Source organism: Nocardiopsis dassonvillei (assembly GCF_964273065.1).
In the GTDB taxonomy this organism is placed as follows: domain Bacteria; phylum Actinomycetota; class Actinomycetes; order Streptosporangiales; family Streptosporangiaceae; genus Nocardiopsis; species Nocardiopsis dassonvillei_B.
The window spans coordinates 4,441,222-4,459,568 of sequence record NZ_OZ186815.1 but is presented as its reverse complement, the minus strand read 5'-3'; the positions used below and the strand labels follow the sequence as shown (position 1 = coordinate 4,459,568).

Genomic DNA, 18,347 nt, shown 5'->3' with positions numbered 1-18,347 from the left:
AACGGCGATCGCCCGGAATGATACGGGCGATCGCCTTTATCGCTTTATGAGCTTTTATGGCACCGGCGCCCCGGAGCGGGACCTACGTCCCGGCTCAGAGCCAGTCGACCCCGTACCCCTGGAGGTCGTAGCGGGCGGCGACGACGTCCAGCTTCCCCGCCTCGACGAAGGGCCGCAGCTCCTCATCCTCGCGCAGCAGGTCCGCGATGTGCACGGAGTTGGCGCGTACGCAGTCGTCGAGGAAGTCGCCTCCCCCCTCGGGGGTGGACTCGACGACCCCGAGGATCTGCTCGACGAGGTAGCCGACGTGTCCGTGCGGGAGCTCGCCGGTGCGGTGGGCGTCCACGGCGGCGCCCACCGCGCCGCAGGAGGAGTGGCCCAGGACCACGATGAGCGGGACGTGCAGGTGTTCGACGGCGTAGGAGATGCTGCCGAGCACCGAGGAGTCCAGGACCTCGCCCGCCGAGCGGACGGTGAACAGGTCGCCCAGGCCCCGGTCGAAGACCAGTTCCGGGGCGACGCGGGAGTCGGCGCAGGCGAGGACGAGCGCGAAGGGGCTCTGCCCCCGGGCGACCTCGGCCCGGCGCCCGGGCCCCTCGTTGGGGTGGCGGGAGGCGAACCGGCGCCAGCGCCGGTTGCCCTCCTTGAGCAGACGCAGGGCGTCGCGCGCACCGCCCTCGAAGGCGGTGTCGGGTGCGCCCCAGGCCGGCGCGGGAGCCGCGGCGGCCAGGGCGGCTCCGGCGCCGCCGAGGAGGGAGGCGCGTAGGGCGTGACGACGTGAAATGGCCATGGGGAGTCTCGTTCTTCCTCGTTTCGAGGCGGGTCCCGCCTCCTGTCAAAGAAAGCGAAGAAAAGCTACGCTCCTCCCAAAAAGGGCACAAGTCACTTAACGCATCCTTAGCGCCCAGAACGCCCCGTCACTCTTCCCCGTTCCCGCACATACCGGATCCACCCCCCGGCGGTGCCGGCCCGCCACGGGCCGCCCACCTCTACCGATGCGCCCGGATGCCCCGTAGACTCCACACCGACCGATCGTTCGGTAACCGACCCCTCGTGTGACGACCGCGACGCGCGGCCCGCGACCGGGTGATCGGTCCGCGACCGACACCCGACACGAGATAGATTCGACGACCGTGCCCCGAACCAGCCCTGGCGAGCCCGCGCCCCCGCGCTCCGGTAGGCGCCGCTCCGGACGCCCCGGCCACGACGCCGACTCCGTCCTGCACGTGGCGGCCCGCGTCTTCAACGAACGCGGCTACGACGGCACCAGCATGGAGGACCTGGCCCGCGCCCTGGGAGTCACCAAGTCCGCGATCTACCACCACGTCTCCAGCAAGACCGAGCTGCTGCGCCGGTCCCTGGACCTGGCCCTGGACGCCCTGTTCGCGGTCACCCGCGAGGAGGCCTCGGTCACCGGCCCGGCCGTGGACCGCCTCGACCACGTCCTGCGCGGCAGCGTCCAGGTGCTGGTGGAGCTGCTGCCGCACGTCACGCTGCTGCTGAGGGTGCGCGGCAACACCGAGGTGGAGAAGCACGCCCTGGAGCGGCGGCGCGAGTTCGACCACCTGGTCGCCGACCTGGTCCGCGAGGGCATCGTCGCCGGGGACATCCGCGACGACGTCGATCCGGCGGTCGCCGCCCGGCTGCTGTTCGGCATGGTCAACTCGATCGTGGAGTGGTACAAGCCCGACCGCGGGCTGTCGGCGGAAGAGGTCGCCGACACCCTCGCCACCATCGCCTTCCAGGGGTTGCGCCGGCCGCCGCGCCCGTCCTGACGCCGCGCCCGCCCAGGGACCGTGGCCGGTGACACCGGACACGGAGATAACGGTCACCTTCGGTCACATGCCCGAAGGAATCAGGGATTCCGACCGCGGCGGGGCCTCCGAAAACGAAATCACGTGATATTCGGAGACGCCTCTCCGATATGTGCTTTCTATGATTTTCTCGTCAGGGAATCGCACATTCGGGATGGACCAGCATGATCGACCACTTCGCCCACGGACCGTGGACACCGGTCATCGCCTACGCGGTGTCGGTCCTCGGCTCCTTCATCGGCCTGATGCTCTCCGTCCGGGCCCGCCGCAGCGCGGGCCGTTTCGCCCGCTGGCAGTGGCTGGCCCTGAGCGCGGCCTGCCTGGGCGGCACCGCCGTGTGGTCCATGCACTTCATCGCGATGATGGGCTTCCGGGTCTCGGGGACCCCCATCCGCTACGACACGCCCCTGACCCTCGCCAGCGGTGCGGTCGCGATCCTGGTCATGGGGGTGGCGCTGTACCTCACCATCCGCCGCGGGACCAGGGCCGGGCTGCTGGCCGGCGGCGCCATCGCCGGGTCCGGGATCGTCGCCATGCACTACATGGGCATGGCCTCGATGAACATGCACGGCGAGCTGCACCACGACCCGGTGTACGTGGCCGCCGCCGCGGCGATCGCCCTGGCCGCGGCGACCGCGGCCCTGTGGTTCGCCCGGCGGGTGGAGAGCCCGCCCGCCATCGCCCTGGCCTCGCTGCTCATGGGGGTCGCCGTCTCCTGTATGCACTACACCGGCATGTTCGGGATGAGCGCCACCGTGGACGCGGAGCACCACCTGTCCGCCCCGGAGGGGGCCACCTCCTCGGACCTGCTGCTGCCGCTCGTGGTGGCGCTCTTCGTCTTCCTGCTCGTGTGCAGCCTCTTCCTCATGCTGGGCGTGGAGGACACCCCGCGCCGCCCCGCCGCGCCCGCCCCGGCCCCGGAAAAGGAGAAAGCGGAAAGCGGAGAGTACTCCCCCCGTCACGTTTTCGATCCGAACCGGTCGCGCGACCGCTAATTCCCATCCGGACATCGGGAGCACGGGGCGGCAAAACTCCGCCCGCCTCGCGAATTGGCCACATCGGGACAGTCGGATTCCGTTTGCCCCCTGGTCTTTTCTTCGTTTCCTGCATAACATCCATAATCCGCGCCCAGTGTGACGCAGGTCATGGAAAGTAGAGTCCCGTGCTCGACGATGTCTTCGGCCAGGACTGGCTGACCCCCGCCATCGCCTTCACCGTCTCGGTGATCGGATCCTTCCTCGGACTCTCGTTCGCCTACCGGGCCCGCCGCGCCCCCGGCCTGGCCCGGTGGGGCTGGACGGTCCTGTCCGCCTTCGCCCTGGGCGGTATGGCCGTGTGGTCCATGCACTTCATCGCCATGATGGGCTTCCGCCTCCCGGACACCGCCATCCGCTACGACCCGCTGCTCACCCTCCTCAGCGGCGCCATCGCCATCGTGGTCATGGGAGGTGCGCTCACCCTGAGCCTGCGCCGCCGGAGCACCCCCGGGCTGCTGCTCAGCGGCCTGCTGCTGGGCGGCGGCGTCCTCGCCATGCACTACACCGGCGTCGCCTCCATGAACGTCCACGGCGAGCTGCACCTGGACCCCGGATACGTGGCCGCCTCCTGCGCCATCGCGCTCGTCGCGGCCACCGTGGCCCTGTGGTTCGCCACCCGGGTCACCGGTCTGGGCGCCAACCTCGGCGCCTCGCTGCTGATGGGCGCCGCCGTCACCTCGATGCACTACACCGGGATGGCGGGCATCCACCACGAGGCCCCCGACTTCGTCCGCTACGGCGCACCCGAGGGCTCCACGGTGCCCGACCTGCTGCTGCCGCTCATCGTGGTGCTCTTCGTGTTCCTGCTCGTGTGCAGCCTCTTCCTTCTGCTGGGGGACGACGAGGAGCGCACCGACTACAGCCGCCGCCCCGTGCACGCCGCCGCCCCGGCGGACGAGGAGGCCCCGCGGCCCGGCGACGCCGGGTACAGCCCGCGCCACGCCACCGCGCGCCCCGCCGCACCGGCGGCGGACGGGCGACGGCCCGCCGACGACGTGTGGACGCGCAACCGCTGACGCCCGCGGAAAACCACTGGCCGCCACGGACCCGCCGAGTGTAGTTTCGGCGGGTCCGCGTGCGCCCGCCGCGGAACGCCATGGAGAGGAGGACGACCGATGCCCGTGTCCGTCCCTGCCCGCAAGCCCCGCCTCCCGACGTTCCGCGAGCCCTGAGCGCACCCGGTCCCTCCCGGGTGCCCGGCTCGCCTTCTTCCCGAGAGAAAGAGCCGTACCGTGAACACCCGTGTCACCGACACATCCCCGCATCCGCTGACCGCCCTGGGCTGGAGCCCGCGCGTGGCGGCGGCCTTCGACTCCGCGTCCCACGCCTCGGAGCACCTCCTGGTGCCCGGACGCGTCTGTGCCGCCCGCCGCGGCGGCTCGGTGGTCCGCGTCCCCGACGGGGAGGTCCCCGCCGACCACTCCCCCGCCGTCCTCAGGGACGCGCGGACCGACCCCACCCTGGCGCCGTGCACCGGCGACTGGGTCGCCGTGCGCCGCTCCGGTGACACCTGGCTGGTGGAGGCCGTACTGGAGCGCTCCGGCACGCTCGTCCGCCAGGGCATCGCCAAGGACTCCCACGACCAGGTGCTCGCCGCCAACGTGGACCGGGTACTCATCTGCGAGGCCGCCGACCAGGGGCCCAACGTGGGCCGCCTGGAGCGGTTCCTCAGCCTGGTCTGGGCGGGCGGCGCCGAACCGGTCGTCGCCGTCACCAAGGCCGAACTGGCCGGGGACCGGCTGCCCGAGGTCACCGAACTCGTCCGCTCGGTCTCGCCCGGCATCGAGGTGCACGTGGTGAGCGCGCACACCGGCCAGGGGCTGGACGGCCTCGCCGAGCGTATGGCGCCCGGCTCCACCTGGGTGCTGCTGGGCACCTCGGGGGCGGGCAAGTCCAGCCTGGTCAACGCCATCGCCGGGCACGACCTGATGGACACCGGCGAGATCCGCGGCGACCGGCGGGGGCGGCACACCACCACCCACCGCCAGCTGCTGCTCATGCCCGGCGGGGCGGTCGTGCTGGACATCCCCGGGGTGCGGCGCATCGACGTTCCCGGCGAGGCCGAAGGCGTGGACCGCACCTTCTCCGACGTCACCGGCCTGGCCGAGCTGTGCCGGTTCCGGGACTGCGCCCACGAGAGCGAACCGGGGTGCGCGGTCCGGGCGGCGGTCGACGAGGGCGAGCTCGACCTGAGCCGCCTGGAGCGCTGGAACCGGCTGCGCCGCGAGGCGGAGCGGAACCGGGCCCGGGGCGACGCCCGGCTGCGCTCGGAGCAGACCCGCAGGTGGAAGGCCGCCACCAAGGCGGGCCGCGAACGCGGCCGGCTCAAGCGCGGCGGCCGCTGACGGCGGCGGGCACCCCCGGGCGCCCGCCCCGGGGCCGGGCCGCCGCCGGCCCGGCCCCGGGAACCGGACCCCTAGAAGCCGAAGGCCCGCTTGGCGTTGCCCGCGATGGTCGCGGCCAGCTCGTCCTCGTCCATCCCCTTGGCCTCCGCCAGCGCCCGCAGCGTGTGCGGGATGAGGTAGGGGGCGTTGGGGCGGCCCCGGTACGGCCTGGGGGTCAGGAACGGCGCGTCCGTCTCCACCAGCATCAGCTCCGCCGGGGCCGCCTGCGCGGCCTCGCGCAGCGACTCGGCGCTGGCGAACGTCACGTTGCCCGCGAAGCTCATGAAGTAGCCCAGTTCGGCGCAGCGGCGGGCCATGGCCGCGTCGCCGGAGAAGCAGTGGAACACCACCGTGTGCGGGGCGCCCTCCTCCTCCAGCACCCGGAACACGTCCTCGTGCGCCTCCCGGTCGTGGATCATGAGCGCCTTGCCGTGCCGCTTGGCGATCGCGATGTGCCCGCGGAACGACTCCTCCTGCGCCCGCGCCCCCTCCGGGCCGGTACGGAAGGTGTCCATGCCGGTCTCACCGACCGCCACCACGTGCGGGCGGGCGGCCAGGGTGTCGATCCCGGCCAGCTCCCGCTTCAGGGCCGCGAAGCCCCCGGGCCGGCGGGCCTTGCCCGCCCAGTCGCTGTCGTCGACCTCCACCCCGTCCGCGCCGTCGCCGTGCACGATCCGGGGCGCCTCGTTGGGGTGCAGGGCGACGGCCGCCCACACCTTCCCCGGGTTGTCCGCGGCGACCTCCGCCGCCCAGCGCGAGGACGCCAGGTCGACGCCGACCTGGAGCAGCGGGGTGACCCCGACCGCCTCCGCGGCGGCGATGATCTCCGCGACCTCCGGGGTCTGCATGTCCATGTGGGTGTGGCTGTCGGCCACCGGGACCCGCAGCGGCTCCGGCGCCGGAGGCGGCGTCTGCGCGTTGCGCGCCTCGACGGCCTTCCCAGACCGCTTGCCCATGTTCTTCCCTCCGCGACGAGCCGCGCCGACGGGATGGCCCGTCGGCGCGGCGGTGTCCGTGTCTTCCGGTGTCCGTGCGGTCCTGCTGCGGCCGCCCTACCCGGCGGCGCCGCCCTCCAGGCGGGCCAGCTCCTCGTCCACGACGGACGGGTCGAGTTTGGCGAACAGCGGCTCGGGGCGGCTCAGCGGGGTGCCCGGCACGATCGGGAGCGACTCCCAGCGGGCGGCGTTGTCGGCGTAGTCGCCGGTGATGACCGGGTAGTCCACCTTCTCCGCCGAGCCGCCGATGTGGTCGTGGCCGGTCTCCAGACGGGGCATGCCCGTCCAGGTGCCCTCGCCGCCCAGCATCGCGTACACCTTGTTGGCCGACTCCGGCAGGAACGGCGTGAGCAGGGTGTTGGCGTCCTGGACCAGTTGGAGCGCCACGTGCAGCACGGTGGCCATCCGCTCCGGGTCGGTCTTCTTCAGCGCCCACGGGGCCTGCTCGGAGATGTACTTGTTGGCCTCGGCGACGGTCCGCATCGCCTCCTGGAGCCCGGCCTTGAACTGCGAGCGCTCCAGGCGGGCGCCGACGGTGTCGAACGCCGCCCGGGACGCCTCCAGCACCCGGCGGTCCTCGTCGGTGAGCTCGCCCGCCGCGGGGATCTCGCCGAGGTTCTTGGCCGCCATCGAGATGGAGCGGTTGACCAGGTTGCCCCAGGCCGCCACCAGCTCGTCGTTGTTGCGGCGCACGAACTCGGCCCAGGTGAAGTCGGTGTCCTGGGTCTCGGGCCCGGCCGCCATGATGTAGTACCGCAGCGCGTCGGCGGAGTAGCGCTCCAGGAAGTCGCGCACGTAGATGACGACGCGGCGCGAGGAGGAGAACTTGCGCCCCTCCATGGTGAGGAACTCGCTGGAGACCACCTCGGTGGGCACGTTGAGCCCGCCCAGCGGACCCGCCTCGCCGCCCCGGTCGCCCCGGCCGCCGGCACCCAGCAGGATGGCGGGCCAGATCACCGAGTGGAAGACGATGTTGTCCTTGCCCATGAAGTAGAAGGACTCCGGGTCCTCCCCCTGCCACCAGCGGCGCCACGCCTCCGGGTCGCCGGTGCGCTCGGCCCACTCGATGGACGCGGACAGGTAGCCGATGACCGCGTCGAACCACACGTACAGCCGCTTGTTGGCGTTGTCGCTCCACCCGTCCAGCGGGATCGGCACGCCCCAGTCCAGGTCACGCGTGACCGCGCGCGGCTGGAGGTCGTCGAGCAGGTTCAGGGAGAACTTGAGGACGTTGGGGCGCCACTGGCCCTCCTTGCCCTTGAGCCACTCCGAGAGCACGCCGGCGAACGCGGGCAGGTCGAGCATGAAGTGCTCGCTGTCCACGAACTCCGGGGTCTCGCCGTTGATCTTGGAGCGCGGCGAGATGAGGTCGATCGGGTCCAGCTGGTTGCCGCAGTTGTCGCACTGGTCGCCGCGCGCGCCGTCGTAGCCGCAGATCGGGCAGATGCCCTCGATGTAGCGGTCCGGCAGGGTGCGCCCCGTGGACGGGGAGATGGCGCCCTTGGTGGTGCGGGCGAAGACGTAGCCGTTGTCGTAGAGCGTGGTGAAGAGCTTCTGCACCACGTTGTAGTGGTTGCCGGTGGTGGTCCGGGTGAACAGGTCGTAGGACAGGCCCAGGGCCACCAGGTCCTCGGCGATCACCCGGTTGTAGTGGTCGGCCAGCTCGCGGGCGGTGACGCCCTCCTGGTCGGCCAGGACCTGGATCGGGGTGCCGTGCTCGTCGGTGCCGCTGACCATCAGCACGTGGTTGCCCGACATTCGCTGGAAGCGCGAGAAGACGTCGGAGGGGACTCCGAAGCCGGACACGTGGCCGATGTGGCGCGGTCCGTTGGTGTAGGGCCAAGCGACCGCGGTCAGGATGTGGCGATTCGACGACATGACCTAAGCCTAAAGCCGCCGGAGGCCTGGCACGCACTCCGTCGCCGGCGCCCCGTCGGCGTTCACCCCGGGCCGGGAGATTCCCCGGGTCCGCGTGTACCCGTATGCTCTCCTGGACGAACACGCGCGCAGTGTGACGCATGCGACTCGGCGCCAGGCGGCGCTCCGGACCTTAGGCGGTGGTCACCACGGCTCCCCGTGCCCTGGCCCGTGCCGTCCGCGCCCGGGCCCGCGCCCTCGCCGGCCCGCTGGCCGCGGGAGTGGCCCTCCTCGTCGTGTTCTCCGTCCCCGGGTTCGCCGCGGACGAGCCCGCGCTGCCGGCGCTGCCCTCCTACGGGGTGGCCAGCGCCCTGCGCACCGCGGACTCCGAGCCGGAGGCCGCCGACGTGGAGCGGGCCGGACACGGCGGACACCAGGTCACCGTCGGCCCGCCGCCCGCGACCTGCGAGACCAGGTCCTCCGGGCGCGACCTGCCCGACGTGCTGCCCGTCCCCGCCCTGCGCCCCGTCTCCTGGGACCGGCCCTGGTGGCCCGCCGACCCGCCGCGCGCCGAACCGGCGCCCGAGCAGGGGGTACCGCGGGACCTGCCGCCCACCCGGGCCCCGCCTCTCACCGCACTCCCGTCCTGATCCCATCCCCGGGCGCCGTGTCCCCCGGCCCCCGTGCCCGCCGCGCGCCCGGATCTCCATCGGCTTTTTCGCAGTGAGAGGTAACGACCCCTTGGCCACGTCCACATCGACATCGACGGGATCGGGGGCGCGCTGGTTGCGCGCCCTCGTGTCCCTGCTCGTCATCGCCGTCGCCTTCGGCGCGGCATGGTTCATCCCGCCCCGCCTGGGCCTCGACCTGAGCGGCGGCACCCAGATCGTCCTGGAGACCCAGGACGGACCCGACGGCACCCCCGCGAACTCGGAGAACACCGACCTGGTCGTCGAGGTGCTGCGCCAGCGCATCGACCGCCTCGGCGTGGCCGAGGCGACCATGTCCCGCTCCGGTGAGAACCGCATCATCGTGGAGCTCCCCGGCGTCCAGGACCCCGCCGAGGCGGCCCAGATCGTCGGCCAGACCGCCCAGCTGTCCTTCCACCCCGTGCTGGGAGTGGGACAGGGCGGCGGCCAGGGCGTCCAGGCGCCCGGCGACTTCGCCAACGCCCCGCAGGGCGAGGCCGACGAGGCCCGCGCCCCCCGGGACACCGAGGACGCCCCCGCGGACGGGGAGGCCCCCGCCGAGGACGCCCCCGCCGAGGGCGGCGAGGGCGGCGAGATGACCGACGAGGAGCTCCAGGAGCTCCTCAGCGGCATGGGCGGCCAGGGCCAGCAGCCCGGCCAGGCCGGCCCCAGCGCCGAGAACCCCGAGGACGTCGTCATGACGCTCCCGGACGCCGACGGCACCTACCTCCAGCTCGGCGAGACCGCCATCCGCGGCGACCGGGTGTCCAGCGCCGAGGCCGTGCTCGACCCCGTCAACCGCGCCCAGTGGACCGTCAACGTCAACTTCCGCGGCGAGGGGCGCGACCAGTGGCGCCAGCTCACCGGTGAGGCGGCCTGCTACCCGACCGGCGACCCGCGCCGCCGGGTGGCGATCGTGCTCGACAACCAGATCATCTCCGCCCCGGAGGTGAACCAGGAGTACGGCTGCGACAACGGCATGCCCGGTGGCAGCACCACCATCACCAGCTCCACCTTCACCAAGGAGAGCGCCAACGAGCTGGCCGTCCTCATCGAGGGCGGCTCGCTGCCGCTGCCGGTGACCGAGGTCCAGCGCCAGACGGTCGGCCCGACCCTGGGCGCCGAGGCCATCCAGGCCAGCGCGATCGCCGCGATCCTGGGCATCGCCTTCACCGCCCTGTACATCACGCTGGTCTACCGCCTGGTCGGCTTCCTGGCCTCGCTGGCCCTGGCGTTCTACACCCTGATCGCCTACGGCGCGCTGGTCGCGCTCGGGGCGACGCTCACCCTGCCCGGCCTGGCGGGCTTCGTGCTCGCGATCGGCATGGCCATCGACGCCAACGTGCTGATCTTCGAGCGCGCGCGTGAGGAGTACCAGCGCCAGCAGGCGGTCTACCAGGCCAACCGCTCGGCCGGCATGAAGGAGGGCGACGACGACGGCAAGACCGGCGGCGCCCTCGCCCGCCGTCGCCGCCGCGCCGTGCCGCCCAGCCTGGAGAAGTCCTTCGTGGAGGGCAGCGGCAAGGCGTGGAGCGCGGTGGTGGACACCAACGTCACCACGCTGCTGGCCGCGGCCCTGCTGTTCTTCCTGGCCTCGGGCACCGTCCAGGGCTTCGGCGTCACCCTGAGCATCGGCACCATCGTGTCGATGTTCTCGGCACTGGTCATCGCCCGCGTGTTCGTGGAGTGGGCGGTGCGCCGCGCGGTCATCCGCAAGCACCCGGCCATCAGCGGCCTGGACCGGGTCGGCCCGGTCCGCTCCTGGCTGGTGAAGAAGAGCCCCGACATCATGAAGCACCGCTCCAAGGGGCTCATCGTCGCGGGCCTGCTCGTGGTGGCCGCCCTGGTGGCCCCGCTCGTGCAGAACGTCAACCTGGGTGTGGAGTTCACCGGCGGCCGGGTCCTGGAGTACGAGATCACCGGCGACCGGGACCTGGGCATCGACGAGGCCCGGGCGGTCGTCTCCGCCCTCGGCTTCCCCGGCTCGGACACGGCCGTGGTGCAGGAGGCCGGCGACGGCGACATCTCCGTGCGCACCGGCCAGCTCGACGACACCGACGCGGCGTCGATCACCGAGGCCCTGGCCGAGGAGACCGGCGGCGTCGAGGTGGTGAGCGACGAGCTCATCGGCCCGAGCATGGGCGACGAGCTGCGCAACCGGGCGCTCATCGCGCTGGGCGCGGCGCTGGCCCTGCAGATGATCTACCTGGCCTGGCGGTTCCGCTGGTCGTTCGGCGTCTCCACGATGCTGTCGCTGGCGTTCAACATGCTGCTGGTCATCGGCCTGTTCATCTGGCTGGGCAAGCCGATCGACGGCGTGTTCCTCGCCGCGATCCTGAGCGTCATCGGCTTCACCGTCAACGACACGGTCGTGGTGTTCGACCGCGTCCGCGACGAGTGGGCGCGCGACGAGAAGTCGTCGTTCACGGACATCGCCAACCGGGCGATCGTCAACACCCTGCCCCGTACCGTCAACACGACCGTCGGCGGATGGATCATCCTGGGCTTCCTGACCTTCTTCGGCGGGTCCTCGCTCCAGGACTTCTCCATCGCGATGCTGGTCGGTCTGACCACGGGCGTGGTGTCGACGGTCTTCGTCGCCGTCCCGCTGGCCGTGTGGCTCCAGAAGTGGGACAGGACCCCGCCGCCGCACGTCATCAAGGAGCGCAAGGCCAAGCAGCGCGTCGCCGCCAAGGCGGCCCGCGAGGCCGACGACGGCGCCGTCGTCTAGCGCCTTTTCCCACAGCGGTGGCGCCCACGGGGTTCTGGACTCCCGGAGCGGGCTTCCGGGGAAAAGCCTGCGGCCGCAGGTCCCCGTTCCCCGGGCGCCGTCGCACGGGCCGAAGCGAACACAGGGGCCCCGGCGCACACGGTGTGCGCCGGGGCCCTCCCCCGTTCCCGGGGCGGTCAGCCGGCCTGGACCGGGACCGGCGCGCCCTCGGAGGCCTGCACCAGGACGAAGCCCTGGCCCTCGAAGGACAGCTGGAACGCCTCGCCGCTGCCGCGGCCGATGAGCGCCCCGGCCTTCATGGTGCGCCGGACGCCGGTGCGCAGGGAGGAGGCCCAGGCGACGGCGGAGTCGGTGTCCACGTAGGTCGGCTGGTCGACGTTGAGCAGCACCGGGGTGCCGTGGCAGGCGATGGCGATGCGGCCCTGCCCGCCGAACGTGGTGTTGAACAGTCCGCCCGCGGCGATCCCGGCGCCCTGGACGCGCTGGATGTCCCAGGACAGGCCGGACTCGAAGGCCAGGACGTTGTCGCCGTTGACGGTGATGGGGTCGTTGCCCTCCAGGTCGATCAGGTGGATGTCCCAGGCGTCGCGGGCCAGGAACACGTCGCCCCGGCCGCTCACCTTCATCAGGGGCATGCCCTCACCGGTGAACGCCTTCTTGAGGAACCTGCCGACGCCGCCCGCACCCTGGTAGTCGAAGTCCACCTGGCCCTGGTAGGCGATCATGGCGCCCTGCCGGGCGTAGAACTCGCCGTTCAGCCCCACGCGGAGCATCTTGTGGTTCTGCAGGTGCATCCCCGGCTGGCTGATCTCCTGCGCCTGCTGGAAGAGCTGGCTGCGCATACTGGTCTCCTCGTGGTGAAGGGTGCTGCACCTGCTTTGACGCCGGGGCCCCGGAAAGGTTCCGGGTCATTCGGCGGCTTCACCGGTGACCCCGTGCACCAGGTCGTAGACACGGCGCTTGGGCACGCCCGCCTCCTTGGCCACCCGGGCGATCGCGTCCTTGCGGCGGACGCCCTCCTCCTCCAGGGCGCGCACCGCGGCCAGCAGGTCGCCGTCGGCGGCGGCCCCGCCCGCGGGCCGGGCGCCCTCCACCACCACGGAGACCTCCCCGCGGACCCCCTCGGCGGCCCAGGCGGCCAGCTCGGCCAGCCCGCCGCGTCGCACCTCCTCGTAGGTCTTGGTGAGCTCGCGGCAGACCGCGGCACGGCGGTCGGGCCCGAACGCCTCCGCCATCGCCGCCAGGGTGGCGGCGACCCGGTGCGGGCTCTCGAAGAACACCATGGTGCGCCGTTCGGCCGCCAGCTCCGCCAGATACCCCGCCAGGCCCCTGCGCGGGGGGAAGCCCTCGAAACAGAACCGGTCGGTGGGCAGGCCGGAGACCACCAGCGCGGTGGTCACCGCCGAGGGGCCCGGCACGGCCGTGACCGGGATGTCCTCGGCCGCGCAGGCCGCGGCCAGCCGGTAGCCGGGGTCGGACACGCCGGGCATGCCCGCGTCGGTGACGACCAGGACGTCCCGGCCCTCGCGCAGGTCGGTGAGCAGCTCGTCGGTGCGGCGGCTCTCGTTGGCGTCGTAGTAGGACACGACGCGGGCGCCCTCCGCGCCGCCGGGCCGCACCCCGGCCCGGGTCGCGAACTGGCGTAGCCTGCGGGTGTCCTCCGCGGCGATGACCCGGGCCTCCTCCAGGACACGCAGCAGCCTGGGCGGTGCGTCCTCGAGGTTGCCGATGGGGAGCCCGGCCAGGGTCAGGGTTCCGACCCTCCGCTTACCATCGCCCTCAACCACTGTCATCCCCGTCCTGTCACGCTACGGTGGCATCTGTCACGCCACCCGAAACCTGTCTCGCGGCCCGTCCGCAAAGGGACACGACCATCTCCGACCCCAACCTACGAGCCGAGATGACCACCACCGCACTTTCCTCCGAGGTCGAGCCGACCCCGCCCCCGCGCTCCTCGTCCCTGCGGACCCGGTTCCTGCCCGCCGACCCGACCCCGGTGTGGATCGCCTGGACGGGGGCCGTCCTCGTCGCCGCCTTCGCCGGTGCCCTCCGGTTCGTCGGCTTCGGCCGGCCGGAGCGGATCTACTTCGACGAGACCTACTACGCCAAGGACGCCTACGGCCTCCTGAACTACGGCTACGAGCACGAGACCGTCGAGGAGCCCGTCGACGCGGACGCCCTGCTCCAGAGCGGCGGGACGGACATCTTCACCGGCGGGGGCGACTTCATCGTCCACCCGCCGGTCGGCAAGTGGATGATCGCACTGGGCGACCGGCTGTGGGGCCTGCTGCCGTTCGGCGAGTCGATGACCCCCGAGGCGTGGCGGTTCGCCGCGGTCCTGGCGGGCGTCGCCTCGGTCCTCATCCTGGTCCGGGTGGCGACCCGGATGACCCGCTCGGTGCTGCTGGGCTGCACCGCCGGCGTGATCCTGGCGCTGGACGGCCTGCACTTCACGCTGAGCCGCGTCGCCATGCTCGACATCTTCCTCACCCTGTGGATCCTGGCCGGGTTCGCCTGCCTGGTGATCGACCGGGACAGGACGAGGGAGCGCCTGGTGAGACTGGCCGAGGCCGGGGTGGACGTGACCTCCGTCGGCTGGCTGGGGATGCGCTGGTGGCGGCTGGCCGCCGGGCTGTGCTTCGGCCTGGCGGTGGGCACCAAGTGGTCCGCGCTGTTCTTCATCGCCGCGTTCGGCCTGCTCACCGTGGCGTGGGACTACGGGGCGCGCAGCAGCGCCGGCCAGAAGGGCGCGGGGCTGCGCTGGTTCGGCTTCGACGCGGTCCCGGCGTTCGTGCAGACCGTGGTGGTGGCCGGGGCCGTCTACCTGGTGTCGTGGTCGGGCTGGCTGTTCACGCGGGGCGGCTACAACCGGGACTACGCCGACGGCACGGCGCCGGACCTCCTGCCCGGCTTCCTGGCCGCGCCCTGGGAGGCCCTGGCGAGCCTGTGGAACTACCACACGCGCATGATGGGCTTCCACGACAACCTCAGCAGCGACCACACCTACATCTCCCAGCCGTGGGAGTGGATCGTCATGCGCATGCCGGTGATGTTCCACTACAACGGCGAGGCCGTGGGGTGTCCGAGCAACGACTGCGTGACCTCGATCGTGTCCATCGGGACGCCGGTCGTCTGGTGGCTGTCCATCCTCGCCCTGACGGTGCTGGTGGGCTGGTGGGTGACCTTCCGCGACTGGCGTGCCGGGGCGGTGCTGCTGGGCGTGGCCGCGGGGTGGCTGCCCTGGTTCGCGTTCCCCGACCGGCCCATGTTCCTGTTCTACGCGCTGCCGATGCTGCCGTTCCTGGTGCTGGCGATCGTGCTGATGCTGGGCCTGGTGATGGGCGCCGGGGAGGAGAGCCCGCGGTTCTCGCCCTATCTGCGGGCGCTGGGGGGAATCGTGTTCGGTGTGGTGATGCTGCTGATCATCGCGCACTTCGCCTACCTCTACCCCGTTTTGTCCGCCTATCCGATGGACCGGGAACTGTGGGACGACAGGCTGTGGTTCCGGGTGTGGATCTACGGGCGCGAAGCACTGACGTGACCTGCGCGGGAGAACGGGCGCGTTCTCCATTAGTGGCAGGGCGGAAGGAAATCAATGCTTTCGCGTAGCCGAAACAGGACACCCCGCACGGGGGGTTCACCCGGTCGAAAGCCTCGGCAGGGGACCCCCCTCCCTGGTACTGTCTGCAACTGGTTGCTGTTGTAGTTTCCATGGATGCCCGAGGCGCCTCGCGGAACTTCACGTGGGCGCTTTTGCGGGGGACCGTTCTCTTCACTTCGGCGCCCGGCGACCCGGGGCCAGCAGGGTGCGGCCCCGTTGTAGTCCCCAAGGGAGAGCACATGGCTCAGGGCACCGTGAAGTGGTTCAACTCTGAAAAGGGTTTCGGGTTCATCGCCGTCGAGGGCGGGCAGCCCGACGTGTTCGTGCACTACTCGGCGATCGCGGGGAGCGGCTTCCGGAACCTGGAAGAGGACCAGCGGGTCGAGTTCGACATCATCCAGGGCCCCAAGGGCCCGCAGGCCGCGGACGTCCGCACCATCGCCTAGACAGATCGTGGCGGGTCCTCGGTGACCCGGCGGAACCGTCCAGGCGGGCGTTTCCCTCCACATGCGTTCCCGACCCCCGCCCCTGGCCACAGGGGCGGGGGTCGGCCGCGTCCGGGGCGTTCCCCGGGTGTCCGCCCCGCGATCCGGTCATGGTTACCCAAGCGCACCGAGACCGGTTAACCTGCTTGAAGCCGGTCGATATCCCGAGAACGAGGATCGCGCATGTTCAACATCAGCGGAGGAGAGTTCGTCGTCCTCCTTCTGCTCGCGCTGCTGATCTTCGGGCCCGACCAGCTCCCCAAGGCCGCCCAGCAGGTGGGCCGGGTGCTGCGGCAGCTGCGCACCATGGCCAACTCCGCCTCCAAGGACATCAAGGAGGGCCTGGGGCCGGAGTTCAAGGACTTCGACGTCCAGGACCTCAACCCCAAGCGGTTCGTGCAGAAGCACTTCTGGGAGGAGGGCGAGGACGAGTCGCAGGCCAAGCCGGCCGCGCGTCTCAACGGCCGCCGCCCCCCCTTCGACGACGAGGCGACCTGACCGGCCTCACCCTGCCAGGACCAGGACGAACGCCCCCAGCGCCAGCAGGATCAGCGACCCCACGATGACGGCGGGCGAGCCGAAGGCCAGGACGAGCACCTCCGCGGCCAGCGCCCCGCCGATCGCGGCCGCGGCCCAGGGCCAGCGCGCCTCCGGCGTCCAGCCGTTGCGGCGCTCGCGGCCGGCGGTGACGCCGAGTGCGAGCGCGATGAGCGCCCAGAACACCAGGTGTGCGACGACCCGCACGGAGGGGTCGACGTAGTCGGCCATCCCGCCGACGACCATCACGTACAGGACCGTCGCGGTGGCCAGGCGCCAGTGGCCGCGGCCCCGCTCGACGGGGATGTCGCGCAGCCGGGCCGGGGTGGTCCGGCGGAAGCGCTCGGCCGCCACGGGGCGCGGTTCGGGTTCGGGGGGCGGGGGCGGCTCGGGGCGGGGCCGGGGCGGTTCGGGCGGCGGCTCGTAGCCTCCGACGGGCTCGGGGCCCTCGGGGTACTGGTGGCCACCGGGGTACTGGGGGGAGTCGGACACGGTCCGCCCCTTCACGGTCGGCGCTGTCCGGCCTGGCGGCCGGGGGACTCTGCTCCTCCCCTACCCGGAGCCCGGCGGTGTCAAATCTCCGCCGGTCCCGGCGGGCGGGGGAACATGAGGAGGGGCCCGGGCCCCGCGAACGTGTTCGCCGGAGGCCCGGGCCCGCAGACCTCAGTGGACTAGAGCCAGGAGAATCCGCTGGAGCGGGAGCAGAGCGCCTGCTTGATCATGACATGTACCTTTCGTGTGGCTTCAGCCCATCCCTGGACCACCTTGGACCACCCGACCGACCCCGACAAGACCTCCACCCGAATGTTCACCATTTTATGACGTATCGGGGCACAAAGGACGGAAGGGTCGCGACCTCGCGAAGCCGGTACCGCAGAAAGCCCAGATCAGCGACACGGACTTCTCGATCGCAACTCCCACCGTCCCCGACGACCTGCAAAAACAAGACCGCCCCCCGGCAAAATCCCCCCTGGGGCATTAACCGAGAGTAACCACCGGCGCATTGTCGCCCCACCTCCGGAACGCCACACCGATCGGAATTGCGATCCATTCTCCCAGAATATCGGACGACCTCCGATAAACCCCGGGAGCGATCCGTCCGCTTCGCACGAAAAGGAGGACCACCGCCTTGACACTCTCCGTGATCACCTTGCGGAATAGTTTCTCGGGCGACAGGTATTCCACGGAACTCCGGCCCCTCTTTACGGACGGACCGAACCCGGGAATATGACCACCCCCTTTCAAGCCACCGGATCTCGCCCCCCTCCCCACCCCACCGAGGTGCCTGTTTCCTGTCGGTTCGACCCGTAGAGCGCCGGATGTGCCGCAAAACCCGGGCGAACGGGCGCACCCGAGGGCTATCCTGGGTCCGCACCGGCCCCCGCTCCAGGGGATAGCCGCTTCGCCGGTGACACTCGGGGCTCCGGTCCGGAATCGACACCCCGCGCGAGGGGATATCCGGCCGGCCCGACACGGGGGCCGTGCAGCGCACGGCCCCCTTCCGCGTTCAGCCGCCGAACCAGCCCTGCGCGTCCAGGCGGAAGGCCTCCGTCCCGGTGACCGCGGCCGGCGCCTCCTCCAGGCCGCGCAGCCGGTCCCCGCCGAGCTCGGCCGCCCGCTCCCCGCGCAGCCGGTCCAGGACCTCCGCCGACACGGCCAGCGCGTCGAGTCCGCGCCCGGTCAGGCGGACGCGCCTGCGCCGGGCGTCGGCCGGGTCCTCCACCCGTTCCACGTAGCCCGGCCGCTCGACGGCTTCCTGCGGCCCAGCGGCCTGTTCGAGGCGACCACCCTGGACCCGACCGCCCGGGAGACCGTGATCATGACCGTGGCGACGCACCACGGCTGCCACGTGTGCGTCGCGATGCACAGCGCGGTCCTGGCGGGGGCCGGGGCGGACCCCGGGCTCATCGGCGCGCTGCGGGAGCGGCGGCCGCCGCCCGACCCGCGGCTGGAGGCGCTGCGGGTGTCCGCCCTGGCCGTGATCGGCTCCGCCGGGGCGGTGGACGACGCCGGCCTGCGGGACTTCCCGGACCGCGGGTACACCGCGCAGAACGCGCTGGAGGTCGTCCTGGGGGTGGGCGCCCACACGCTGTCGGCCTTCGCCGACCGGCTCACCCGGGCGCCGCTGGACGCCCTCCACGGGCACGCCTGGGAGGGGTGAGCCGGGGCCGCGGCGCGGGGGCCGCACCGGTCGGGTGCGGGGCCTCCGCGCGGAGG

Annotated in this window: 17 protein-coding genes; 10 read left to right on the top strand and 7 right to left on the bottom strand. The window is 72.0% G+C overall.

What is annotated here, in order from left to right; all coding sequences use genetic code 11:
- Positions 1–94: 94 nt before the first annotated feature.
- Positions 95–790 (bottom strand): carbonic anhydrase, encoded by a 696-nt coding sequence (locus ACSUPR_RS19995; protein ID WP_436886227.1) that lies wholly within the window; start codon positions 788–790, stop codon positions 95–97.
- Positions 791–1,226: 436 nt separating this feature from the next.
- Here ACSUPR_RS19995 and ACSUPR_RS19990 point away from each other — a divergent pair, with 436 nt between their 5' ends.
- The 4 genes from ACSUPR_RS19990 (at position 1,227) to rsgA (ending at position 5,196) form a co-directional block, all read left to right on the top strand.
- Complete coding sequence (locus ACSUPR_RS19990) at positions 1,227–1,775, top strand: TetR/AcrR family transcriptional regulator (protein ID WP_436892067.1); 549 nt, start codon at positions 1,227–1,229, stop codon at positions 1,773–1,775.
- A gap of 203 nt (positions 1,776–1,978) precedes the next feature.
- A complete protein-coding gene (locus tag ACSUPR_RS19985; protein WP_436886226.1) occupies positions 1,979–2,809 on the top strand; it encodes an MHYT domain-containing protein in 831 nt (276 codons plus the stop codon).
- 167 nt (positions 2,810–2,976) lie between these two features.
- Positions 2,977–3,867: an MHYT domain-containing protein gene (locus ACSUPR_RS19980; RefSeq protein WP_436886225.1), complete on the top strand. Its 891-nt coding sequence runs from the start codon at positions 2,977–2,979 to the stop codon at positions 3,865–3,867.
- A 216-nt stretch (positions 3,868–4,083) separates the two neighbouring features.
- Positions 4,084–5,196 (top strand): ribosome small subunit-dependent GTPase A, encoded by a 1,113-nt coding sequence (gene rsgA / locus ACSUPR_RS19975; RefSeq protein WP_436886224.1) that lies wholly within the window; start codon positions 4,084–4,086, stop codon positions 5,194–5,196.
- Positions 5,197–5,267: 71 nt separating this feature from the next.
- On the opposite strand, the gene ACSUPR_RS19970 is transcribed toward rsgA, so the two are convergent.
- Positions 5,268–6,191: a TatD family hydrolase gene (locus ACSUPR_RS19970; RefSeq protein ID WP_436886223.1), complete on the bottom strand. Its 924-nt coding sequence runs from the start codon at positions 6,189–6,191 to the stop codon at positions 5,268–5,270.
- A gap of 96 nt (positions 6,192–6,287) precedes the next feature.
- Positions 6,288–8,108 (bottom strand): methionine--tRNA ligase, encoded by a 1,821-nt coding sequence (gene metG, locus ACSUPR_RS19965; protein ID WP_436886222.1) that lies wholly within the window; start codon positions 8,106–8,108, stop codon positions 6,288–6,290.
- A 179-nt stretch (positions 8,109–8,287) separates the two neighbouring features.
- Here metG and ACSUPR_RS19960 point away from each other — a divergent pair, with 179 nt between their 5' ends.
- Together ACSUPR_RS19960 and secD are read left to right on the top strand one after the other, a co-directional pair.
- Positions 8,288–8,737 carry a hypothetical protein gene (locus tag ACSUPR_RS19960; protein WP_436886221.1) on the top strand — a complete coding sequence of 150 codons (450 nt, stop codon included), beginning with the start codon at positions 8,288–8,290 and terminating at the stop codon, positions 8,735–8,737.
- A gap of 91 nt (positions 8,738–8,828) precedes the next feature.
- Positions 8,829–11,507, top strand: coding sequence for a protein translocase subunit SecD (secD, locus tag ACSUPR_RS19955; protein ID WP_436886220.1), 2,679 nt, complete (start codon positions 8,829–8,831; stop codon positions 11,505–11,507).
- Between the two features lie 176 nt (positions 11,508–11,683).
- Here secD and ACSUPR_RS19950 read toward each other — a convergent pair whose 3' ends face one another.
- Both ACSUPR_RS19950 and rsmI read right to left on the bottom strand, forming a co-directional pair.
- The gene (locus ACSUPR_RS19950) at positions 11,684–12,349 is read right to left on the bottom strand and encodes an AIM24 family protein (protein ID WP_436886219.1); all 666 of its coding nucleotides are present in this window, start codon (positions 12,347–12,349) and stop codon (positions 11,684–11,686) included.
- A gap of 66 nt (positions 12,350–12,415) precedes the next feature.
- Positions 12,416–13,300, bottom strand: a complete 885-nt coding sequence (gene rsmI, locus ACSUPR_RS19945; RefSeq protein ID WP_436886218.1) for a 16S rRNA (cytidine(1402)-2'-O)-methyltransferase — start codon at positions 13,298–13,300, stop codon at positions 12,416–12,418.
- 107 nt (positions 13,301–13,407) lie between these two features.
- On the opposite strand from rsmI, the gene ACSUPR_RS19940 reads away from it, so the two are divergent.
- The 3 genes from ACSUPR_RS19940 to ACSUPR_RS19930 all read left to right on the top strand — a co-directional run bounded on the left by ACSUPR_RS19940 (position 13,408) and on the right by ACSUPR_RS19930 (position 16,091).
- Complete coding sequence (locus tag ACSUPR_RS19940; protein WP_436886217.1) at positions 13,408–15,048, top strand: dolichyl-phosphate-mannose--protein mannosyltransferase; 1,641 nt, start codon at positions 13,408–13,410, stop codon at positions 15,046–15,048.
- Positions 15,049–15,347: 299 nt separating this feature from the next.
- A complete protein-coding gene (locus ACSUPR_RS19935; RefSeq protein ID WP_436886216.1) occupies positions 15,348–15,554 on the top strand; it encodes a cold-shock protein in 207 nt (68 codons plus the stop codon).
- 222 nt (positions 15,555–15,776) lie between these two features.
- Positions 15,777–16,091 carry a sec-independent translocase gene (locus tag ACSUPR_RS19930; protein ID WP_436886215.1) on the top strand — a complete coding sequence of 105 codons (315 nt, stop codon included), beginning with the start codon at positions 15,777–15,779 and terminating at the stop codon, positions 16,089–16,091.
- 6 nt (positions 16,092–16,097) lie between these two features.
- On the opposite strand, the gene ACSUPR_RS19925 is transcribed toward ACSUPR_RS19930, so the two are convergent.
- Together ACSUPR_RS19925 and ACSUPR_RS19920 are read right to left on the bottom strand one after the other, a co-directional pair.
- On the bottom strand, positions 16,098–16,622 hold the full coding sequence (locus tag ACSUPR_RS19925; RefSeq protein WP_436886214.1) for a hypothetical protein: 525 nt from the start codon (positions 16,620–16,622) through the stop codon (positions 16,098–16,100).
- A 1,015-nt stretch (positions 16,623–17,637) separates the two neighbouring features.
- Positions 17,638–17,862: a hypothetical protein gene (locus tag ACSUPR_RS19920; protein WP_436886213.1), complete on the bottom strand. Its 225-nt coding sequence runs from the start codon at positions 17,860–17,862 to the stop codon at positions 17,638–17,640.
- 87 nt (positions 17,863–17,949) lie between these two features.
- Between ACSUPR_RS19920 and ACSUPR_RS19915 the strand changes: the two genes are divergently transcribed.
- Positions 17,950–18,291, top strand: coding sequence for a hypothetical protein (locus ACSUPR_RS19915; protein ID WP_436886212.1), 342 nt, complete (start codon positions 17,950–17,952; stop codon positions 18,289–18,291).
- Positions 18,292–18,347: the final 56 nt, after the last annotated feature.